Here is a 19,266-nt window from a genome sequence, read left to right as displayed (position 1 = left end):
CCGCCGCGAACCAGGAGAACGTGCGTCAGCTGGTACGCCAGGAGATCGCCAGCCAGCTCGGCCGGGTCGGTCTGCCGGGGGGCACCGACGACCGTCGCGGCCGCGGCTCCGCAGCCGCGCCGGAGGCGGCCATCGTTCCGGCGGCGCTGGTCGAACGTGCCGAGGACGCGGTGGCCGACCGGCCCGCGCGCAAGCGGCCCGCGCGCTCCAGCATCGCGCGCACCGCCCGCGGTGGCGCTGCCGAGCAGTCGGCTTCGGACCAGCCCGCGGGGACGAAGAAGAGCCCGGCCACGACCTCGACCGCGAAGAAGTCCGCGGCGAAGAAGTCGACGGCGAAGAAGAGCACCACGAAGGCCACGGCTGGTGGGTCGGCGGCGAAGAAGTCCGCGGCGAAGAAGTCGACCGCCAAGAAGTCCCCGGCGAAGACGACGTCGTCGAGCAGCGCTGCGAAGAAGTCCACCGCCAAGAAGGCGACGACCTCCGGGACCAGCGCGACCTCACCGGCCAAGAAGAGCGCCGCCAAGAAGAGCGCGGCGAAGAAGAGCACCACGAAGGCCACGGCTGGTGGGTCGGCGGCCAAGAAGTCGACGACCAAGAAGTCCGCGGCTGGCTCGCCCGCGGCGAAGAAGAGCACCGCGAAGAAGTCTGCAGCGAAGTCCGCGCCCTCGAGCGCGGCGAAGACCTCGGCGGCCAAGAAGTCGACCGCGAAGAAGTCCTCGACCTCCTCGGGTGCGAGCTCTCCGGCCAAGAAGACGTCGGCCTCGTCGGGGAGCACCAGCTCGCCGGCCACGAAGAGCACCACGAAGAAGTCCGCCACCAAGCAGGCTGGCTCATCGGGTGCGGCGGCGAAGAGGTCCAGCGCGAAGAAGTCGAGCGCGAAGAATGCCAGCACCTCGGGTACGCCGGCCACGAAGAGCACTGCCAAGCAGAGCACCGCCAAGAAGACTGCGGCGACGACGTCGACCGGCACGCAGGCGACTCCGGCGAGCGCTGCCGGTGCCGCCCAGCAGGGCGCGGCCAAGAAGTCCGCGCCGTCCGGCTCGGCGACGAAGACTGCCGCCAAGAAGACGACGGCCACGAAGCAGGCCGCCACGAAGCAGGCCGCCACGAAGCAGGCCGCGACGAAGCAGGCGGCCAAGACGACCACGCCGAGCACGACCGGGGCTGGCACGACGACGCCGAGCAGCCCTGCGGCTGCTGGTGGTTCGGCGACCGCGCCCACGAGTGCGTCGTCGTCGGGCACGCCGGGCAGCGACCGCCCCGAGCCGGTGGCGGCACGCCCGGAGCCGGTGTCGGTCCCCGACAGCGCGCCGGGCGCCAAGCAGTCGACGCGCGAGGTCGCGCAGGCTGCTGCGGCACCGTCCAGCGACGCCGCACCGGTCGGCGACCACAACGCGCCCGCGGCGGCCCAGCCGCTGGAGTCGGGTTCGGGCACGGCCGACCGTGACGACGCGGCCTCCACCGCCGCCCCGACCCCGGCCGCTCCGGCTGCGACCACCCCGGCGTCGGCGGCGGACACCGCGTCGACCGCGACGGGCACCGAGCCGACCGAGGGCACCCGCTCCGGCGCGGACGACGCCTCGGTCGATGCGGCCGGCACCACGGGTGACGCGCGCTCGGCCGACAGCACGTCGTGACCGAGTCCGAGGACACCCGGCCCGGTGCGGGGGAGGGCGGCCACGCCGTCCCCCGGCCGGGGCCGCCCGGGTCCCAGGGCCCTGGAGCAGGTTCTTTCAGCTCCCCGCGACCCGAGCCGGGTGCGGTGGGCGGCAGCGGTGTTGCGGCCGGTGCCGTCCGGGCGGGGGAATCGGGCCAGCCGGGGCAGGAGCCTGCCGAGGACGCCGAGGGCGCTGCCGGTCCCGGCCACGCCGCTGATCGGGAGGCCTCTGACGAAGCCGACCGCGAGGCTGCCGGGCGCGAGGCCGCTGACGACGTTGCCGCCGGGCGCGGCGAAGCCGACCGCGATACCGCAGGGCGCGACGCCGCTGACGAGAACTCTCCCGAGCAGGACCCAGACCTGGAGGGCGGCGACGAGCGGGAGGCGGCCGACGTCGTACGGCTGGAGCTGCCGGCCCGGGACAGCACGGGCGACCCGGCGGTGGACGAGGCGCTGACCGCGTTCGACCAGGCGCAGGGCGCCGACCTGACCAGCCATGTGCGTGCGGCCGAGGCGGTGCACGAGGCGCTGCAGCGGCGGCTCGGTGACGCTCATTCGTGAGCCGGGCCGCGGGGGTCTCGATACGGCCGCTCGTGCCTCACGGCCTACTCGACCGGCTTGGGTTTCGCGGCCTGCTCGACCGGCTTGGATGTTGGGGCCTGCTGGACCGGCGTGGGTGGCGGGGTGAGGTCCCCGGAGGTGGGTGAGGGGAGCTCCCGGGTCGACCAGGCGCTGGTCACCCGCGGGCTGGCGCGCAGCCGGGCGCTGGCCCGGGCGTACGTCGACGCGGGGCGGGTGCGGCGCGACGGGGTCGTCGTGGCCAAGGCGTCCGAACGCGTAGGCCCGGACGACGTGCTCGAGCTCGAGGGCGAGCAGGAGCGCTGGGTGGGGCGGGCGGCGTACAAGCTCGTGGGGGCGTTCGACGCCTTCGGGCCGCGCGGCCTGAGCGCGACCGGCCGGCGCTGCCTCGACGTGGGCGCCTCGACCGGGGGGTTCACCCAGGTGCTGCTGGAGCGGGGCGCGCGGCAGGTGACCGCGCTGGACGTGGGGCACGGCCAGCTCGTCACGCAGCTGCAGGAGGACCCGCGGGTGGTCGAGCGGTCCGGGACCAACGTGCGCGAGGTGGGCGCGGACGACCTCGGCGGGCCGTTCGACCTGGTGGTGAGCGACCTCAGCTTCATCTCGCTGCGCCTGGTGCTCGACCGGCTCGCCGCGCTGGCGACGCCCGGGGGAGACGTGGTGGTGCTGGTGAAGCCGCAGTTCGAGGTGGGGCGCGAGGTGCTCGGACGCACCGGCGTGGTGCGCTCTGCCCGGCAGCGGGCCGAGGTCACCGAGGCGGTCGTCGACGAGGCGGCACGGCACGGGCTGCGCGCGCACGGGCTGGTCGACAGCCCCGTGACCGGCGGCACCGGCAACCGGGAGTACCTGCTGTGGCTCGCGGCGCGCACGGAAGGCATGATGAGCGCGATGGACCTGCGCGCAGTGTTTGACCGCATCGCCGCCGAGCGAGCCGACCGGTGACCCGTCGCATCCTGCTGGTCGGGCACCCCGGTCGCCCGCGCGCGATCGAGGTCGCCCGCGACCTGGTGGAAGGCCTGCGGGCCAACGACATCGTGGTCTGCGGCGACCCCACCGAGCTGGCCGAGTTCGGGCTGCTCGGCGCCGACGGCGTCGAACCGGTCGAGGTGTCCGAGCCCGCGCCCGGAACCGAGCTGACCGTGGTGCTCGGCGGCGACGGCACGATCCTGCGGGCGGCCGAGCTCGTGCGCGAGTCGGGCATCCCGCTGCTCGGCATCAACCTCGGCCACGTGGGGTTCCTCGCCGAGGCCGAGCCCGACGACATCCACCACATCGTCCAGGGCATCGTGCAGCGCAGCTGGACCGTCGAGAGCCGCCAGACCCTCGAGGTGCTCGCGCGCGTCGACGGCGAGATCGTCTGCCACAGCTGGGCGCTCAACGAGGCGACCGTCGAGAAGGCCGCCCGCGAGCGGATGCTGGAGCTGGTCGTCGAGATCGACGGGCGACCGCTGTCGACCTGGGGCTGCGACGGGGTGGTCGTCTCGACGCCGACCGGGTCGACGGCGTACGCCTTCTCGGCCGGCGGTCCGGTCATCTGGCCGGGCGTCGAGGCGATGCTGGTCTGCCCCATCTCGGCGCACGCGCTGTTCGCGCGGCCGCTCGTGCTGGGCCCGCAGGCCCGGCTCGCCATCGAGATGGTGCCGCGCACCGAGGCGCGCGGGGTGCTGTGGTTCGACGGGCGCCGCTCCTTCGAGCTGCCGCCCGGCGCCCGGGTCGAGGCGCGCCGCAGCGACCGCAACGTCGACCTCGCCCGCCTCACGCCCGCGCCGTTCGTCGACCGGCTGGTCGCCAAGTTCGACCTGCCCGTGCAGGGCTGGCGCGGACGCGGACCCCGCTGACCGGTCCGGGGTGGTGCATGACACGCCCCAACGGAGAGTCACCGGCGAGGTCCGCCCGCTCACCCCGGCGACCACGGCGACCGCCCCGCATTGGTTAGGCTCGAACGCGTAGCTGGTTCTCCGGCTCGGTCCGCCTGAGGAGCCCCTCGAGTGGCGATCGTGCCGGGCCGAGCCCGCGCCGGCGTACGAGCCGGTGGGGGTGAGAGGGAACCCGGTGAGACTCCGGGACTGTCCCGCAGCGGTGAGCAGGAACGACCGCCGTCAAGAGCACTGGGTGCGCCCGGGAAGCGACGGCCAGTAGGAGCGGCGCCGTGCCGCGCGCCTGCAAGTCCGAAGACCTGCCTGCTGCGCCGGGCACGCCGTGCCCGGCGGTCCCCGCCTCGTGGACTGGGCGTGCCGGCCGCTGCGGAGTCGACCCCTGCGCGAAGGGGCGTCGTCCCGGTCCGGTGGTGCGCGCTCGTGGGCGGTGGCCTCCCGACCGCACCGCAGGAGCGAAGCATGACCGAACCGTTCACCGCCACCGTGCTGGGGCTGCCCCGCATCGGCCCCAAGCGCGAGCTGAAGAAGGCGCTCGAGGCCTACTGGGCGGGCGACCTCACCTCCGACGAGCTCGCAGCCACCGGCCGCGCGCTGCGCGAGACGCAGCTGCGCGGGCTGGCCGACGCCGGGCTCGACTCGGTGCCCGTGGGCACCTTCAGCCGCTACGACCAGGTGCTCGACACCGCCGTGCTGCTGGGCGCGCTGCCGGAGCGCTACACCGGCTTCGCCGACCCGCTCGACGGCTACTTCGCCGCGGCGCGCGGCACCGACGAGCTGGCGCCGCTGGAGATGACCAAGTGGTTCGACACGAACTACCACTACATCGTCCCGGAGATCTCGCCCGGCACGCAGTTCTCGCTGCACCCGGAGACCCTGCTCGCCGAGCTCGCGGAGGCCGACGCGCTCGAGCTCGGCGTGCCGGCCCGCCCGGTCGTGCTCGGCCCGGTCACCTTCCTGCGGCTGAGCAAGGCGGTCGGCTCGGACGCGCCGCTGCTGGACCGGCTCGAGGAGCTCGTCCCGCTGTACGCCGACCTGCTGGCCCGGCTCGCCGACGCCGGGGCGGCGTGGGTGCAGATCGACGAGCCCGCCCTGGTGACCGACCTCTCGGGCGAGGAGCTGGCGCAGGTGCGCCGGACGTACGACGGGCTCGCGGGGGCGCAGCAGCGGCCCGCCATCCTGCTCGCGACCTACTTCGGCCGCGCCGACGAGGCGCTGCGGGAGCTGCACGACACGGGCATCGAGGGCCTGGCGATCGACCTGGTCGCGGGGGCTCTGCCGCCGCCGGAGGTGCTGCGCGGCAAGCACGTCGTCGCCGGCGTCGTCGACGGACGCAACGTCTGGCGCACCGACCCCGACCGCGCGCTCGACGCCCTGGAGACGGCGCGGGCGCACGCAGCCTCGGTCGCGGTGTCGACCTCGTGCTCCCTGCTGCACGTGCCGTACGCCCTCGCCGCCGAGCCCGGGCTGGACGCCCGGTTGCGGTCCTGGCTGGCGTTCGGGTCCGAGAAGGTGCGCGAGGTGCGCGCGCTCGCCGACGCGCTCGCGGGCGCCGACCACGAGCCCGCCGAGCTGGAGCTCACCCGGGCCGGCCTCGCGAGCCGCCGCGACGACCCGCGGCTGCACCGGGAGGACGTGCGCGACCGACTCGCCGCGCTGGGCGAGGACGACCGGCGCCGGCTGCCCGCGGACGAGCGCCGGGCGCTGCAGGCGGAGCGGCTCGACCTGCCGCTGCTGCCCACCACCACGATCGGCTCCTACCCCCAGACCGCCCAGATCCGGTCGGCGCGCGCGGACCTGCGGCGCGGCCGGATCGACCAGGGGGAGTACGTCGCGCGGATGCGCGCCGAGATCGACGCGGTGCTGGAGCTGCAGGAGGGGCTGGGGCTCGACGTGCTGGTGCACGGGGAGCCCGAGCGCAACGACATGGTGCAGTTCTTCGCCGAGCGGCTCGAGGGGTTCGCCACCACGTCGGCCGGCTGGGTGCAGTCCTACGGGTCGCGGTGCGTGCGCCCACCCATCCTGTTCGGTGACGTGGCGCGGCCGGAGCCGATGACGGTCGACTGGATCAGCTATGCGAGCAGCCGCACGAGCAAGCCGGTCAAGGGCATGCTCACCGGCCCGGTCACGATCCTCGCCTGGTCGTTCGTGCGCGACGACCAGCCGTTGGCCGCCAGCGCCGACCAGGTCGCGCTCGCGATCCGCGACGAGACCCTCGACCTCGAGCAGGCCGGGACCGCGGTGATCCAGGTCGACGAGCCGGCCCTGCGCGAGCTGCTGCCGCTGCGCCGGGCGGAGCGGCCGGCATACCTGGACTGGGCGGTCGGGGCCTTCCGGCTCGCGACCTCGGGCGTGGCCGACGCGACGCAGGTGCACACGCACCTGTGCTACTCCGAGTTCGGCGACGTGATCGAGGCGATCGCGGGGCTGGACGCCGACGTCACCTCGATCGAGGCGGCCCGCTCGCACATGGAGGTGCTCGAGGACCTCAACGAGGTCGGGTTCGACCTGGGCGTCGGTCCCGGGGTGTACGACATCCACTCCCCGCGGGTGCCGTCCGTCGCCGAGATCGAGACCTCGTTGCGCGAGGCGCTGCGGGCGGTGCCCGCGGAGCGGCTGTGGGTCAACCCCGACTGCGGGCTGAAGACCCGGTCGTCGGCCGAGGTCGGGGCCTCCCTCGCCAACCTGGTCGCCGCGGCGCGGGCGGTGCGCTCGGCGCGCGAGGTGCGCGCCGGCCGGTGAGCGCGCGGCCCCGGGCTGCCCGTCCGGCACGCCCGCCGGCGGGCAGCCTGGGGTCGTGTCCGGCCTCGTCACTACAGTGACGGCGTGCTGCGCGAGATCCGGATCCGAGGCCTGGGCGTCATCGACGACGCCACGGTGCCGCTGGGTCCTGGGCTGAACGTGCTGACCGGCGAGACGGGCGCCGGCAAGACGATGGTCGTGTCGGCGCTGGGGCTGCTGCTCGGCGAGCGCGCCGACAGCGGCCGGGTGCGCGCCCAGGCGGGGTCGGCCTCGGTCGAGGGCTTCGTCGACGTGGCCGCCGACCACCCGGCCGCCCGCCGCGCCGCCGAGGCCGGGGGCGACGTCGACGAGGGCCTGATCCTGGCCCGCACCGTCGCCGAGGCGGGCCGGTCCCGGGCCTACGTCGGTGGCCGGTCGGCGCCGGTGTCGGTGCTGGCCGACCTCGGCCACCTGCTCGTCGCGGTGCATGGACAGTCCGACCAGTGGCGCCTGCAGCGGCCCGAGCAGCACCGGGTGGTGCTCGACGCGTTCGGCGGCGAGGCCGTCGCCGCGCCGCGCGAGCGCTACGCCGACCTGCTGCAGCAGTGGCAGGCCGCCCGGCGCGAGCTCGCCGACCTGGTGACCGAGCAGCGCAACCGCGCCCAGCGCCTCGCCATGCTCACCGCCGCGCTCGAGGAGATCGAGAAGGTCGACCCGCAACCCGGCGAGGACGACCGGTTGCGCGAGGAGGCCGAGCGGCTCGGTCACGTCGACACCCTGCAGGAGGCTGCCCGCAGCGCCCTGGTCGCCATGTCCGGCGACGAGGACCAGGTCGACCCGCAGCAGACGTCGGTGGTCGAGCTGGTGGCAGGCGCGCGGGCCGCGCTCGGCCCGGTGACCGACCTCGACCCCGCGCTCGGCCAGCTCTCCGCCCGGCTCACCGAGCTGGGCATCCTGGTCAACGAGCTGTCCGGCGACCTGGCCAGCTATCTGGCCGGCCTCGACAGCGACCCGGCGCGCCTGGCCGAGATCAACGACCGCCGCGCGCGCATCACCGGGCTGCTGCGGACGTACGGCGACTCCATCGATGAGGTGCTCACCTGGAGCCGATCGGCCGCCGCCGAGTCGGCCGACCTGGCCGGCACCGACGACCGCATCGAGCAGCTGCAGGCCCGGGTCGAGGAGCTGGCACCCCAGGTGGGGCAGGCCGCCGCCGACCTCACCGCCGCCCGGACGGCCGCGGCGCAGGAGCTGGGGCGCCGCGTCACCGAAGAGCTCGCGCACCTGGCGATGGGCTCGGCCCAGGTGAGCGTGGACGTACGCCAGCACGAGGGCGAGGAGGGCCTCACCCTGCCCGACGGCCGGGTCGTGACCGCCCACGGGCACGGCGTCGACGACGTCGAGATCCTGCTCGCCGCCGGGCCCGGCGTCACGCCGCGCACCGTGGCCAAGGCCGCCTCCGGCGGCGAGCTGTCCCGCGTGATGCTCGCGCTCGAGGTGGTCACCGCCTCCGGCGACGTGCCGACGTTCGTGTTCGACGAGGTCGACGCCGGGGTGGGTGGCGCCGCGGCCCTCGACGTCGGGGCGCGGCTGCACGCCCTCGCCCAGCACGCGCAGGTGGTGGTCGTGACGCACCTGGCCCAGGTGGCGGCGTACGCCGACCAGCACCTCGTGGTGCGCAAGCAGGACGACGGGCAGGTCACCGCCAGCGGCGTGGTCGTCGTCGACGGCAGCGACCGCGAGGCCGAGCTCGCCCGGATGCTCGGCGGCCAGAGCGACAGCAAGACCGCCCGCCAGCACGCGCGCGAGTTGGTGGCGGCGACCGCGCAGCAGCCCGCGACCCCGCGCAAGGGCCGGCGGCGCCGCGCCTCGGCCTCCTGAGCGGGCGGGGGCCCGCGTGGCACGATGGGCGGCGATGAGGAGCCCGCTGCGTCGGCGAGAGCACACCCAGCCCGCCGGTGTCGGCGGCACGGTGCGGGTCGACGCACGCACCAAGAACCTCACCAAGCGCCTGCGCCCCGGTGACATCGCGATCATCAACCACCGCGACATCGACCAGGTGAGCGCCGAGGCGCTGGTCGCCTGCCGTCCCCGGGCGGTCGTCAACGCCGCCCGCTCGATCAGCGGGCGCTATCCCAACCTCGGGCCGCGCATCCTCGTCGACGCCGGCATCCCGCTCGTCGACCACGTCGGCGAGGAGGTCATGCAGATCGCCGAGGGCGAGCTGGGGGTGGTCGAGGACAACACGCTGCGGCTCGGGGAGGTCGTGGTCGCGAGCGGCACCCGGCTCGACGACGAGTCGGTGACGACGCTGATGGACGAGGCTCGCTCGGGCCTGTCGGTGCAGATGGAGGCGTTCGCCGAGAACACCATGAGCTATCTGCGCGAGGAGCGCGACCTGCTGCTCAACGGCGTGGGCGTGCCCGAGATCCGCACCGACATGGACAACCGGCCGGTGCTGGTGGTGGTGCGCGGGTACCACTACAAGGAGGACCTGCAGATCCTGCGGCCGTTCATCCGCGACCTGAAGCCGGTGCTCATCGGTGTCGACGGCGGCGCGGACGCGCTGGTCGAGGCGGGCTATCACCCCGACCTCATCGTCGGCGACATGGACTCGGTCAGCGACGCCACGCTCGCCGGCGGCGCGGAGATCGTGGTGCACGCCTATCGCGACGGTCGGGCGCCCGGCCTGGACCGGGTGCGCGAGCTCGGGGTCGAGGACGCCGTCGTCTTCCCCGCGACCGGAACCAGCGAGGACATCGCGATGCTGCTGGCCGACGACCTCGGCGCCAACCTCATCGTGGCGGTCGGCACGCACGCGACCCTCGTGGAGTTCCTCGACAAGGGGCGTGCCGGCATGGCCTCGACCTTCCTCACCCGGCTGCGGGTCGGGGGCAAGCTGGTCGACGCCAAGGGCGTGAGCCAGCTCTATCGCCACACCGTGCCGACCTGGTCGCTCGTGATGCTCGTGCTCGCCGGGCTCCTCTCGCTCGTCGTCGCCCTCTCGGTCACCCAGGCGGGTGGGGCGATGCTCCAGGTCCTCGGCGCCCGCTGGGACGACGTGTGGTCCTGGGTGACGGGGGTGTTCACGTGATCGACTTCCGCTATCACCTGGTCTCGATCGTGGCGGTGTTCCTCGCGCTCGCGACCGGCCTGGTGATCGGTGCGACCTCGCTGCAGGACCAGGTGGCCGGGACCCTGCAGGGGCAGGTCACCCAGCTGCGCGGCGAGAAGCAGGGGCTGCGCAACCAGCTCGACCAGTCGGCCGAGGCCGGCCGGCGGCAGGACCAGTTCGTCACCGACGTGACCCCGCAGGTGGTGAGCGGCCAGCTCGCCCGGCGCAACGTCGTCGTGATCACGCTGCCCGGCACCCCCGACGCGCTGGTGCGCAGCACCGAGGACACGCTGCGCAAGGCCGGGGCCACGCCCACGGGGCGCGTCGAGGTCGACGAGTCGTGGATCGAGGGGTCGCAGGGCGAGCGCACCGCCGCGCTGCGCCGGGCCGCGGGCGAGCAGGGCACCGACCCGCAGGCCGTCCCGGCCAACCGGCTCGGCGGCCTGGTGCTGGCCGAGGCGGTCAGCGTGCGGCAGGACAACCCCGGCGACCGCGCCACCAACCCCGGTCTCGACGTGCTCGTGGAGGCCGGACTGGTGAGCGCCACGCCCGACGCGCCGCGCCGGGCCGACTCGGCGGTGGTGCTGTGGCCGGGGCTGTCCGCGCCCGACGGGGAGAACCGCGTCGTACCGGCCTGGGCCGACCTGGTGACCGCCGTCGGCCTGTCGGGACGGCCGGTCGTGGGCGTCTCCAACGGCACCCCCGACCCCGCCACTGGCGCACCCGACGGCCTGGTCTCCGCGCTGCGCGACAGCGCCGAGGTCAGCGGGGCGATGAGCACGATCGACGACGGCGCCCGGCCCGTCGGGCAGGTGGCCATGGTGCTCGCGCTGCGCGAGGAGTACGCCGGCCGCTCCGGCCACTACGGGCTCGACAAGGACGCCTCGGCCGTCGCGCCCAAGGTGGAGTCGCCGTAGTGGGCCGACGGACGCTGCTCGCCGGGGCCGCGGCAGGGGGTTCGGTCGGGGCCGCGGCCGGGGCCGCGGTCGCCGGTGCCTGCGTGCGGCTGTGGTCGTCGGTGCTGCCCCGGGTGCTGCAGGGGCCCGGCTGGCAGCGCACCAACCACGCCGGGCGGACCGTCTCCCTCGTCGAGGGACCAGCCGTCGTCGCCGGCTGCGGCGTCGCCGCCGCGGGTTCGCCGGCCGCGGGGCTCGCGGCCCTGGCCGCCGGCGGGCTGGGGCTGTGGGACGACCTGGCCGGCGACACCTCCACCAAGGGCCTGCGCGGACACCTGCGCGCGCTGACCCGCGGCGAGGTGACCACCGGGGCGCTCAAGGTGATCGGTCTCGGCGTCGTCGGCCTCGTGTCCGCCGCCGCGACCGACCGGCGTGTCGGCCTCGGCACGCTGGCAGGGGCGGGCGTGGTCGCCGGCACCGCGAACCTGGTCAACCTGTTCGACCTGCGGCCCGGGCGCGCGCTCAAGGTGACGATGCTGCTCGGGCTGCCGATGGCGTACGGCGGGGGGTTCGGTGCCGGGGCGCTGCTGGGCACCGCCGTGGCCGCGCTGCCCGAGGACCTGCGCGGTGAACGGATGCTCGGCGACACCGGCGCCAACGCGCTCGGGGCCCTCGCGGGGGCGCTCGCGCTGGAGCAGCTGGGCACCCGTGGTCGGGTCGGCGCCCTGGCCGCGCTCGCCGCGCTGACCCTCGCCTCCGAGCGGGTCAGCTTCACCGACGTCATCGCCGGCCACGCCCCGCTGCGCGCCCTCGACGAGTGGGGCCGGAGCGCGGCGTGAGCGACGCCGCGCGGGACCGGGCCACGGGGATCGCCGCAGCCGCCGGGCTGGTGGCTGCGGTCACGCTGGCCTCACGCGTCGTGGGGTTCGCGCGCTGGCTGGTCTTCTCCGGCACGGTCGGTGGCACCTGCGTGGGCGAGACGTACGCCACCGCCAACCAGCTCCCGAACGTGCTGTTCGAGGTGGCCGCCGGCGGTGCGCTGGCCGCCGTCGTCATCCCGCTCGTCGGGCGCGCGCTGGCCCGGCAGGACCGGGCCGAGGCCGATCGCATCGCCTCGGCCCTGCTCACCTGGGCGCTCGCGGTGCTGCTGCCGCTCGGGGTGCTGCTGGCGCTGCTGGCGGTGCCGCTCACCGGTGCGCTGCTCGGCGACGGCGGCACCTGCGAGAGCGCCGCGCGCGACGACCTCGCCGTGCGGATGCTGCTGGTGTTCGCGCCCCAGGTCCCGCTGTACGCCGTCGCGATCGTGCTCGCCGGCGTGCTGCAGGCGCACAAGCGGTTCCTCGCCGCCGCGCTGGCGCCGCTGCTGTCGAGCCTCGTGGTGATCGCGGGCTACGTCGCCTACGGCGTGCTCGACGGGTCCGCCGCGGGCGACCCGGCGCGGCTGCCCGGTGCGGCCGAGCTGGCGCTGAGCGGCGGCACCACGCTGGGCGTCGTGGCGCTGAGCCTGCCGCTGCTGATCCCGGTGCGGCGCGCGGGCATCCGGCTGCGCCCGACGCTGCGCTTCCCCGAGGGCACGGCGCGCCGCGCCGGTCGGCTCGCCGGCGCGGGCATGCTCGCGCTGGCCGCGCAGCAGGTCGCCGTGGTGGCGACGCTGTGGGTCACCAACCACTGGGGCGACCGCGGTGCGGTCAACGTCTACACCTACGTGCAGACCGTCTACCTCCTGCCGTACGCCGTGCTCGCCGTGCCGCTCGCGACCGTCGCCTTCCCGAGCCTCGTCGGGGCGCACGACGGCGACGACGCGCCCGCCGCGGTGCTGACCCGGGGGCTGCGGGGCGTGCTGGCGGCCGGGGCGCTGGGGGCGGCGGTGCTGCTCGCGGCGGCGCCCGCGGTCGGGGCGTTCTTCACCGCGCTCGACGTGAGCCACGGCTCGGCCGCGGGCTCGAGCCTGCCGGCGATGGCGGGCGCGCTCACGGCGTATGCCCCCGGCCTGCTGGGCTTCGCCGTCGCCGCGCTGCTGCAGCGGGCGGCCTACGCCCGCGGCGCGACCTGGGCGGCCGGCGCCGCGGTGGCGGCCGGGTGGCTGGTCGCCGCGGTCGTGCCGCTGGTGCTGGTGCGCGAGCCGGTGGGGTCGGCCCGGGCGCTGGAGGTGCTCGGGTGGAGCAGCACGGCGGGCATGACGCTCAGCGCGCTGCTGCTGCTGGTCGTGGTCTCGCGGGTGTGGGGTGCCGGTGCGGTCACCGCGGCGGGGCGTACGGCCGTGGCCGCGCTCCTCGCCGCCGTCGCCGCCGCGCTGCTCGGGCGGGCGTTCGCCGAGCGCGTCGGGGGAGAGGGGCTGTGGGCGGCGGTGGGCAGCGGGCTGGTCGCCGGTGGCGTGACGGTCGTGGTGTTCGCCGCGATCGCGCTGCGGGCCGACCCGGGGCTGGCGAGGCTGCTGCGCGGGCGCGTCTCGAGAGGCAGCAGTCCGTGAGCGGGCGGGTGCTGCAGGTCGTCGGCCTCGTCGCCGGTGGCGCCGGGCGGCACGTGCACGAGCTGGTGGTGGGGCTGGTGGGCGCCGGCTGGCGCGTCGGGGTGGCCTGCCCGGCGCCGGTCGAGCAGCAGTACGCCTTCGCCGACGCAGGTGCCGACGTGACCGAGGTAGAGATCGCCGACCGGCCGCAGCCGGCCGACCTGCGCACCGTGCGGCGGCTGCGCGCGGCCGCGGCCGAGGCGCAGGTGGTGCACGCGCACGGGCTGCGCGCCGGGGCGCTGGTCTGCCTGGGGGTCCGGCGCGACGTGCCGGTGGTCGTGACGCTGCACAACGCCGCGCCGGCCGGGCGGCTGTCTGCTCGGCTGTTCGGGCTGCTGACGCGGGTCGTGGCGCGCCGGGCCGACGTCGTGCTCGCCGTGTCGCCCGATCTGGAGCGGCTCATGCGCGCGCGGGGTGCGCGTGACGTGCGGCCGGCCGTCGTCGCGGCCGCGCCGGGGCGACGGGCGGGGAGACTGGCCGAGGACGTACGGCGGGAGCTGGGTGATCCTGCCCTGCTCGCGCTGACGGTCGCGCGGCTCGCCGAGCAGAAGGGCCTCGACACGCTGCTCGACGCCGCGGCCGCGGTCGACCCCGAGCTGGACGTGCTGCTCGCGGTCGCGGGGGACGGTCCGCTGCGCGACCGGCTGCAGGAGCGGGTGGGTGCGGAGGGGCTGCCCGTGGTGCTGCTGGGCCGGCGTGACGACGTGCCCGACCTGATGGCCGCCGCCGACCTCGCCGTGTCGGCCGCGCGGTGGGAGGGGCAGCCGGTGTGGCTGCAGGAGGCGCTGCAGGCGGGCCTGCCCGTCGTCGCGAGCGATGCCGGCGGCACGGCCCAGGTGCTCGGCGGCGCCGGTCTGCTGGTGCCGCCGGGCGACGCGACGGCGCTCGCGGCGGCGATCACCCGCGTGTACGGCGACGACGAGCTGCGCAGATCCCTTGCCGCACAAGCGGTTTCGCGCGCCGAACGACTTCCCGACCGGGATGCGGCGGTGGCGGCGGCCGTCGAGGTCTACGAGAGTCTCGTCCGAGGCACGGCCCGCGATGACGTACACTGAGAGTCCGTGGTGGAGCACACGAAGCACATCTTTGTGACCGGAGGCGTGGCCTCTTCGCTCGGCAAGGGGCTCACCGCCTCGAGCCTCGGACATCTCCTGCGAGCGCGCGGTCTGCGCGTGACGATGCAGAAGCTGGACCCTTATCTGAACGTCGATCCTGGGACGATGAACCCGTTCCAGCACGGCGAGGTGTTCGTCACCGACGACGGCGCCGAGACCGACCTCGACATCGGTCACTACGAGCGCTTCCTCGACGTCGACCTGCGCGGCAGCGCGAACGTGACGACGGGGCAGATCTACTCCAGCGTGATCGCCAAGGAGCGTCGCGGCGAGTACCTCGGTGACACGGTGCAGGTGATCCCGCACATCACCAACGAGATCAAGGCGCGCATGCGGGCCGAGGCGGAGATCGAGGACCCGCCGGACATCATCATCACCGAGATCGGCGGCACCGTCGGCGACATCGAGAGCCTGCCGTTCCTGGAGTCGGCCCGGCAGGTGCGCCAGGACCTCGGCCGCGACAACGTCTTCTTCCTGCACGTCTCGCTCGTGCCCTACATCGCGCCGAGCGGCGAGCTGAAGACCAAGCCGACGCAGCACTCGGTGGCGGCGCTGCGCCAGGTCGGCATCCAGCCCGACGGGCTCGTGCTGCGCGCCGACCGGGAGATCCCCGAGGACATCAAGCGCAAGATCTCGCGGATGTGCGACGTCGACGAGGAGGGCTGCGCCGCGGCCGTCGACGCCCCGAGCATCTACGACATCCCCAAGGTGCTGCACCGTGAGCGGCTCGACGCCTACGTCGTGCGCCGACTCGGGCTGCCCTTCCGCGACGTCGACTGGGACGACTGGAACGACCTGCTCGGCCGGGTGCACCGCCCCGAGCACGAGGTCGAGGTCGCGCTGGTCGGCAAGTACATCGACCTGCCCGACGCCTACCTGTCGGTCACCGAGGCGTTGCGTGCCGGCGGCTTCCACCACGACGCGAAGACCAGGATCCGGTGGGTCAAGAGCGACGACTGCCGTACGCCCGCGGGCGCGGCCAAGGCGCTCGGCGGCGTCGACGCCGTGCTCGTGCCCGGCGGCTTCGGCGTGCGCGGCATCGAGGGCAAGCTCGGCGCGCTGCGCTGGGCGCGCGAGCAGCAGGTGCCGACGCTCGGCATCTGCCTCGGGCTGCAGTGCATGGTGATCGAGTTCGCGCGCGACGTCGCCGGCATCGAGGGCGCCTCGTCGACCGAGTTCGACCCCGACACCCCCGCTCCGGTGGTCGCGACGATGGAGGAGCAGAAGGCGTACGTCGAGGGCGCGGGTGACCTCGGCGGCACCATGCGGCTGGGCGCGCAGCCGGCCGACCTGCTGGCCGGGTCGGTCGCGGCCGAGGCCTACGGGTCGACGTCGGTGACCGAGCGGCACCGCCACCGCTACGAGGTGAACGGCGGGTTCGTCGACCAGCTCGAGCAGGCCGGCCTCGTGGTCTCCGGGCGGCACCCGGAGCTGGGGCTCGTGGAGTTCGTCGAGCTCCCGCGTGACGTGCACCCCTACTACGTCTCCACGCAGGCGCACCCGGAGTTCAAGAGCCGGCCCGACCGGGCCCACCCGCTGTTCGCGGGGCTGATCGGTGCCGCGCTCGAGGCACAGCGCTCCACGCGGCTGGTCGAGGTCGAGCGGCCCAAGCCGGCGTCCGACGGTGAGGGTGACGGTGCGGCCGGTGACGGCGCGGCTGCGGAGCAGCAGGCCGAGTTCGTGTCGCCGTCGTGAGCGGGGCGGACGAGGTGAGCGGGCCGCGGGGCGAGACGCCAGGCGAGGGTCCGCTGGCCGACGTGATCGACCCGCGCCCGGTGCGCTCGCACGAGCTGGTGCACGAGGGCATCGTGTGGTCGCTCGTGCGCGACGAGGTGGACCTCGGCGAATCCGGTGTGGTGACAAGGGAGTTCGTCGACCACCCGGGGGCCGTCGGCTGCGTGGCGCTCGACGACCGGGAGCGGGTGCTGCTGATCCAGCAGTACCGCCACCCGGTCGGCATGCGCGACTGGGAGCTGCCCGCGGGGTTGCTCGACGTCGAGGGCGAGCAGCCGTGGCTCGCGGCCGCGCGCGAGCTCGCCGAGGAGGCGGACTTCGCGGCCGACGAGTGGCACGTCCTCGCCGACTGGATGAACAGCCCCGGTGGCTCCAGCGAGAACTGGCGCTGCTTCCTCGCGCGGGGTCTGCGGGCGCTGCCCGACGCGCACGCGCGCGAGCACGAGGAGGCCGACATCGTCGTGCGCTGGGTGCCCCTCGACGAGGCGGTCGAGGCGGTCCTGACCGGCCGGCTGCACAACGCGTGCACGGTGGCCGGGGTGCTGGCGGCCTACGCCGCACGCGCCCGCGGGTGGCAGACGCTGCGGCCGCACGACGCGCCCTGGCCGGAGCATCCGGCGTTCCGGTGACTCCGGCGTACGTGCCGGACCGGGCCGGGCGGCTGGTGCTGCTCAACGGCCCGTCGAGCGTCGGAAAGTCCTCTGTCGCAAGGGCGTTCGCGGACGCTCAGCCGACGCCGTGGGTCGTCTTCCCGGTCGACCTGCTGCACGCGCAGCGGTCCAGGCCCGACCTGACGGCGCCACGCGACGACATGGACGAGGAGTCGTGGCAGCGCCTCTTCCGGCGGACTCGCGCCGGGTATCACCGCGCTCTCGCCGGCCTGCTCGAGGCCGGGCTGGACGTCGTGGGGGACCACGTGCTCAGCGAGCCGTGGCGCATCGCCGACCTGGTGGAGGTGCTGGCGGACGCAGACGTGCTGCTGGTGCACCTGACGGCGGAGCCGGAGATCCTGGCCGCCCGGGAGCGTGAGCGCGACGACCGTGAACCGGGCGTGGCGCTGGCGCAGCGCGACCTCGTCTATGCCCACGGCGAGCACGATCTGGAGGTCGACACGACACGGCGCAGCCCCGAGCAGGTCGCCGCCGAGATCGCCCGGCTGCTGGCGGCGCCGCCCGCGAGCCGGGCGTTCGACCGGTTGCACCGACCCTGACAATTGCGGGTTGTCCGGGTTGTCACTGGTCCGGCTCGTGCGACCCGAACACGCTGGTCCCACCTCATTCAGGAAGGGATGATCGTGATGAACCGACAGATGACGAAGCGGCTGACCGCAACGGCCGCGCTCGCGCTCGGGATGGCAGGGCTGGGGGTGGCGACGGCCGGCGAGGCCTCGGCCGCCCAGGCCTGCGAGTCGTGGACCACGCTGAAGCGCTACGACACCGGGGCCGGAGTGACCGAGCTGCAGAAGCGGCTCGCCGGGTGGGTCGAGTACGACGACATCATGCTGGTCGACGGCAGCTACGGACCGCAGACCCAGAAGGCTGTCGCCCGGTTCCAGAAGGCGTACGGCATCACGGTCACGGCCCAGGAGAGTGGGCAGGCCGGAACAGCGACGATCGCCAAGCTGCGCTCGTTGACCGACTCGGACTGCACCCCGATCAACTTCACCTACGCCGAGGTCAGCAAGAACTGCGGCAAGGGCTTCACCGGCAGCGCGTCGGTGAAGGAGAACCTGCGCCGCTCGATGTGGCAGGCCCAGGCGCTGCGTCGGCAGCTCGGTGACAAGCCGCTCAACGTGACGTCGGGCTTCCGGGACAGCGCCTGCAACAGTGCCAGCGGGGGCAGCTCGGACAGCCAGCACCTGACCGGGCGCGCGCTCGATCTGGTGCCGACCTCGGGGCTCACCTACTGCAACATCGCGCGGCAGGCGCGGTACGCCGGCTACGGCGGCATCAAGGGCCCGGGCTACCCCGGCCACAGCAACCACGTGCACGTCGACTACTGGGACGCCAACACCTGGAAGGCTCCGGAATGCGGGATCTGATTGCCGTGCGCGGCCGCGGTTCCCGGGCGGCGGCGTCCCTGACCCTGGCGATGGTCGTCGGGGCCGGGGCGCTCGGCGCGGGTGGCGCTCAGGCGTCGGCGGCCCCGCCCCCGGCGGACACGGCGGTGACGGCTGCGACGCCCGTGGTCGCCTTCCCTCAGGTCCAACGGTTCAACCGTGGGGTCGACGTGCAGGCGGTGCAGTACCTGCTGCAGGCGGCGGGGCATCCTGGGGTGACCGCTGACGGTGTCTTCGGTCCCGGAACCCAGACCGCGGTCGAGGATTTCCAGACGGCGCACGGGCTGGAGCCGGACGGCAAGGTCGGTCCGCTCACCTGGGGCGAGCTGACGTCAGACGTCGCGTCCGGCAGCAACGCCTCGGCCGTTCGGGCCGTGCAGGTGCTGCTCAACAAGAAGCGTGGTGCCGGGCTGCAGGTGGACGGCATGTTCGGGCCCGGCACCCGGGCCGCGGTCACCGCCTTCCAGTCGCACGCTCGGGTGGCGCCGACCGGGGTGGTGGACGCCGCGACCTGGAAGGCGCTCGCCTGGCACTACGCCAAGCCCTCGACGACGAACATCTGCGACCAGGACCCGGACGGCAACACCGACGCCAACTGGGGGACCGGTTCGTCGATCGGCCAGTTCGAGGCAGCCGCAAGGCAGTTCGCCACCACGGGACAAGGCAAGGTGCCCTTCGGCGACATCAGCCACGAGCACGGCGGCGACATCGCTGGGCACGTGAGTCACGAGCTCGGCGTGGACATCGACGTGTGGCCGATCCGGACCGACGGTGCCCAGTGCAGCGCCGGCCGGATCACCTGGGAGTCGCCGACGTACGACCGGGCAGCCACCCGACGGCTCGTCCAGGCCATCCGGGAGACCGCGCCCGGTGACCGGGTTGCGCTGATCTTCTTCAACGACCCGGTGCTGATCAGCGAGGGCCTCACCACGCGGTACGACAATCACGACAACCATCTGCACGTGCGCTACCGCTGACGCGAGCAGGTGATCGGTGAGCCGGGGCGG

16 protein-coding genes and 1 riboswitch are annotated in these 19,266 nt (G+C 74.6%); of the genes, 15 read left to right on the top strand and 1 reads right to left on the bottom strand.

Going from position 1 to position 19,266, the window contains the following annotated elements; translation table 11 throughout:
* Positions 1-25: 25 nt before the first annotated feature.
* Positions 26-1,681, bottom strand: a complete 1,656-nt coding sequence (locus FB554_RS17320) for a hypothetical protein (RefSeq protein WP_211344552.1) — start codon at positions 1,679-1,681, stop codon at positions 26-28.
* Positions 1,682-1,762: 81 nt separating this feature from the next.
* On the opposite strand from FB554_RS17320, the gene FB554_RS07780 reads away from it, so the two are divergent.
* The 15 genes from FB554_RS07780 to FB554_RS07710 all read left to right on the top strand — a co-directional run bounded on the left by FB554_RS07780 (position 1,763) and on the right by FB554_RS07710 (position 19,236).
* Positions 1,763-2,218, top strand: a complete 456-nt coding sequence (locus FB554_RS07780; RefSeq protein ID WP_142005439.1) for a hypothetical protein — start codon at positions 1,763-1,765, stop codon at positions 2,216-2,218.
* Between the two features lie 138 nt (positions 2,219-2,356).
* On the top strand, positions 2,357-3,178 hold the full coding sequence (locus FB554_RS07775) for a TlyA family RNA methyltransferase (RefSeq protein WP_236022336.1): 822 nt from the start codon (positions 2,357-2,359) through the stop codon (positions 3,176-3,178).
* The gene (locus FB554_RS07770) at positions 3,175-4,074 is read left to right on the top strand and encodes an NAD kinase (protein ID WP_142005437.1); all 900 of its coding nucleotides are present in this window, start codon (positions 3,175-3,177) and stop codon (positions 4,072-4,074) included. Before FB554_RS07775 ends, FB554_RS07770 begins: the two co-directional genes overlap by 4 nt.
* Before the next feature lie 204 nt (positions 4,075-4,278).
* A riboswitch (cobalamin riboswitch) is annotated at positions 4,279-4,414 on the top strand.
* Positions 4,415-4,572: 158 nt separating this feature from the next.
* Positions 4,573-6,852 (top strand): 5-methyltetrahydropteroyltriglutamate--homocysteine S-methyltransferase, encoded by a 2,280-nt coding sequence (gene metE / locus FB554_RS07765; RefSeq protein ID WP_142005436.1) that lies wholly within the window; start codon positions 4,573-4,575, stop codon positions 6,850-6,852.
* An 84-nt stretch (positions 6,853-6,936) separates the two neighbouring features.
* Positions 6,937-8,712 carry a DNA repair protein RecN gene (gene recN / locus FB554_RS07760; protein WP_142005435.1) on the top strand — a complete coding sequence of 592 codons (1,776 nt, stop codon included), beginning with the start codon at positions 6,937-6,939 and terminating at the stop codon, positions 8,710-8,712.
* A 34-nt stretch (positions 8,713-8,746) separates the two neighbouring features.
* Positions 8,747-9,925, top strand: coding sequence for a putative cytokinetic ring protein SteA (steA, locus tag FB554_RS07755; protein WP_142005434.1), 1,179 nt, complete (start codon positions 8,747-8,749; stop codon positions 9,923-9,925).
* Positions 9,922-10,863: a copper transporter gene (locus FB554_RS07750; protein WP_170206813.1), complete on the top strand. Its 942-nt coding sequence runs from the start codon at positions 9,922-9,924 to the stop codon at positions 10,861-10,863. Before steA ends, FB554_RS07750 begins: the two co-directional genes overlap by 4 nt.
* Positions 10,863-11,681 (top strand): hypothetical protein, encoded by an 819-nt coding sequence (locus FB554_RS07745; RefSeq protein ID WP_236022335.1) that lies wholly within the window; start codon positions 10,863-10,865, stop codon positions 11,679-11,681. The genes FB554_RS07750 and FB554_RS07745 overlap by 1 nt, the downstream gene beginning before the upstream one ends.
* Positions 11,678-13,312, top strand: a complete 1,635-nt coding sequence (locus tag FB554_RS07740; protein WP_170206812.1) for a lipid II flippase MurJ — start codon at positions 11,678-11,680, stop codon at positions 13,310-13,312. Before FB554_RS07745 ends, FB554_RS07740 begins: the two co-directional genes overlap by 4 nt.
* A complete protein-coding gene (locus FB554_RS07735; protein WP_142005431.1) occupies positions 13,309-14,406 on the top strand; it encodes a glycosyltransferase family 4 protein in 1,098 nt (365 codons plus the stop codon). Before FB554_RS07740 ends, FB554_RS07735 begins: the two co-directional genes overlap by 4 nt.
* Before the next feature lie 6 nt (positions 14,407-14,412).
* On the top strand, positions 14,413-16,161 hold the full coding sequence (locus FB554_RS07730) for a CTP synthase (RefSeq protein ID WP_142005430.1): 1,749 nt from the start codon (positions 14,413-14,415) through the stop codon (positions 16,159-16,161).
* Positions 16,158-16,829: an NUDIX domain-containing protein gene (locus tag FB554_RS07725; RefSeq protein WP_211344551.1), complete on the top strand. Its 672-nt coding sequence runs from the start codon at positions 16,158-16,160 to the stop codon at positions 16,827-16,829. The genes FB554_RS07730 and FB554_RS07725 overlap by 4 nt, the downstream gene beginning before the upstream one ends.
* Positions 16,826-17,410 carry a chloramphenicol phosphotransferase CPT family protein gene (locus FB554_RS07720; RefSeq protein WP_170206811.1) on the top strand — a complete coding sequence of 195 codons (585 nt, stop codon included), beginning with the start codon at positions 16,826-16,828 and terminating at the stop codon, positions 17,408-17,410. The genes FB554_RS07725 and FB554_RS07720 overlap by 4 nt, the downstream gene beginning before the upstream one ends.
* 87 nt (positions 17,411-17,497) lie before the next feature.
* Positions 17,498-18,241 (top strand): D-Ala-D-Ala carboxypeptidase family metallohydrolase, encoded by a 744-nt coding sequence (locus FB554_RS07715; RefSeq protein ID WP_211344550.1) that lies wholly within the window; start codon positions 17,498-17,500, stop codon positions 18,239-18,241.
* Entirely contained in the window at positions 18,229-19,236 is a 1,008-nt protein-coding gene (locus FB554_RS07710) for a penicillin-insensitive murein endopeptidase (RefSeq protein WP_142005427.1), read from the top strand. Before FB554_RS07715 ends, FB554_RS07710 begins: the two co-directional genes overlap by 13 nt.
* The last annotated feature ends 30 nt before the right edge of the window (positions 19,237-19,266 follow it).

Origin of the sequence: Barrientosiimonas humi, assembly GCF_006716095.1 — a bacterium.
GTDB lineage: Bacteria > Actinomycetota > Actinomycetes > Actinomycetales > Dermatophilaceae > Barrientosiimonas > Barrientosiimonas humi.
Note: the sequence above shows the minus strand (reverse complement) of the source record. Positions and strands in the feature narration are given on the sequence as shown.

What these genes read in the sequence shown, in the direction of transcription:
- metE (WP_142005436.1), top strand. Translation starts at nt 4,573, where the DNA reads ATGACCGAACCGTTCACCGCCACCGTGCTGGGGCTGCCCCGCATCGGC.
- steA (WP_142005434.1), top strand. Translation starts at nt 8,747, where the DNA reads ATGAGGAGCCCGCTGCGTCGGCGAGAGCACACCCAGCCCGCCGGTGTC.
- FB554_RS07715 (WP_211344550.1), top strand. Translation starts at nt 17,498, where the DNA reads ATGAACCGACAGATGACGAAGCGGCTGACCGCAACGGCCGCGCTCGCG.
- FB554_RS07710 (WP_142005427.1), top strand. Translation starts at nt 18,229, where the DNA reads ATGCGGGATCTGATTGCCGTGCGCGGCCGCGGTTCCCGGGCGGCGGCG.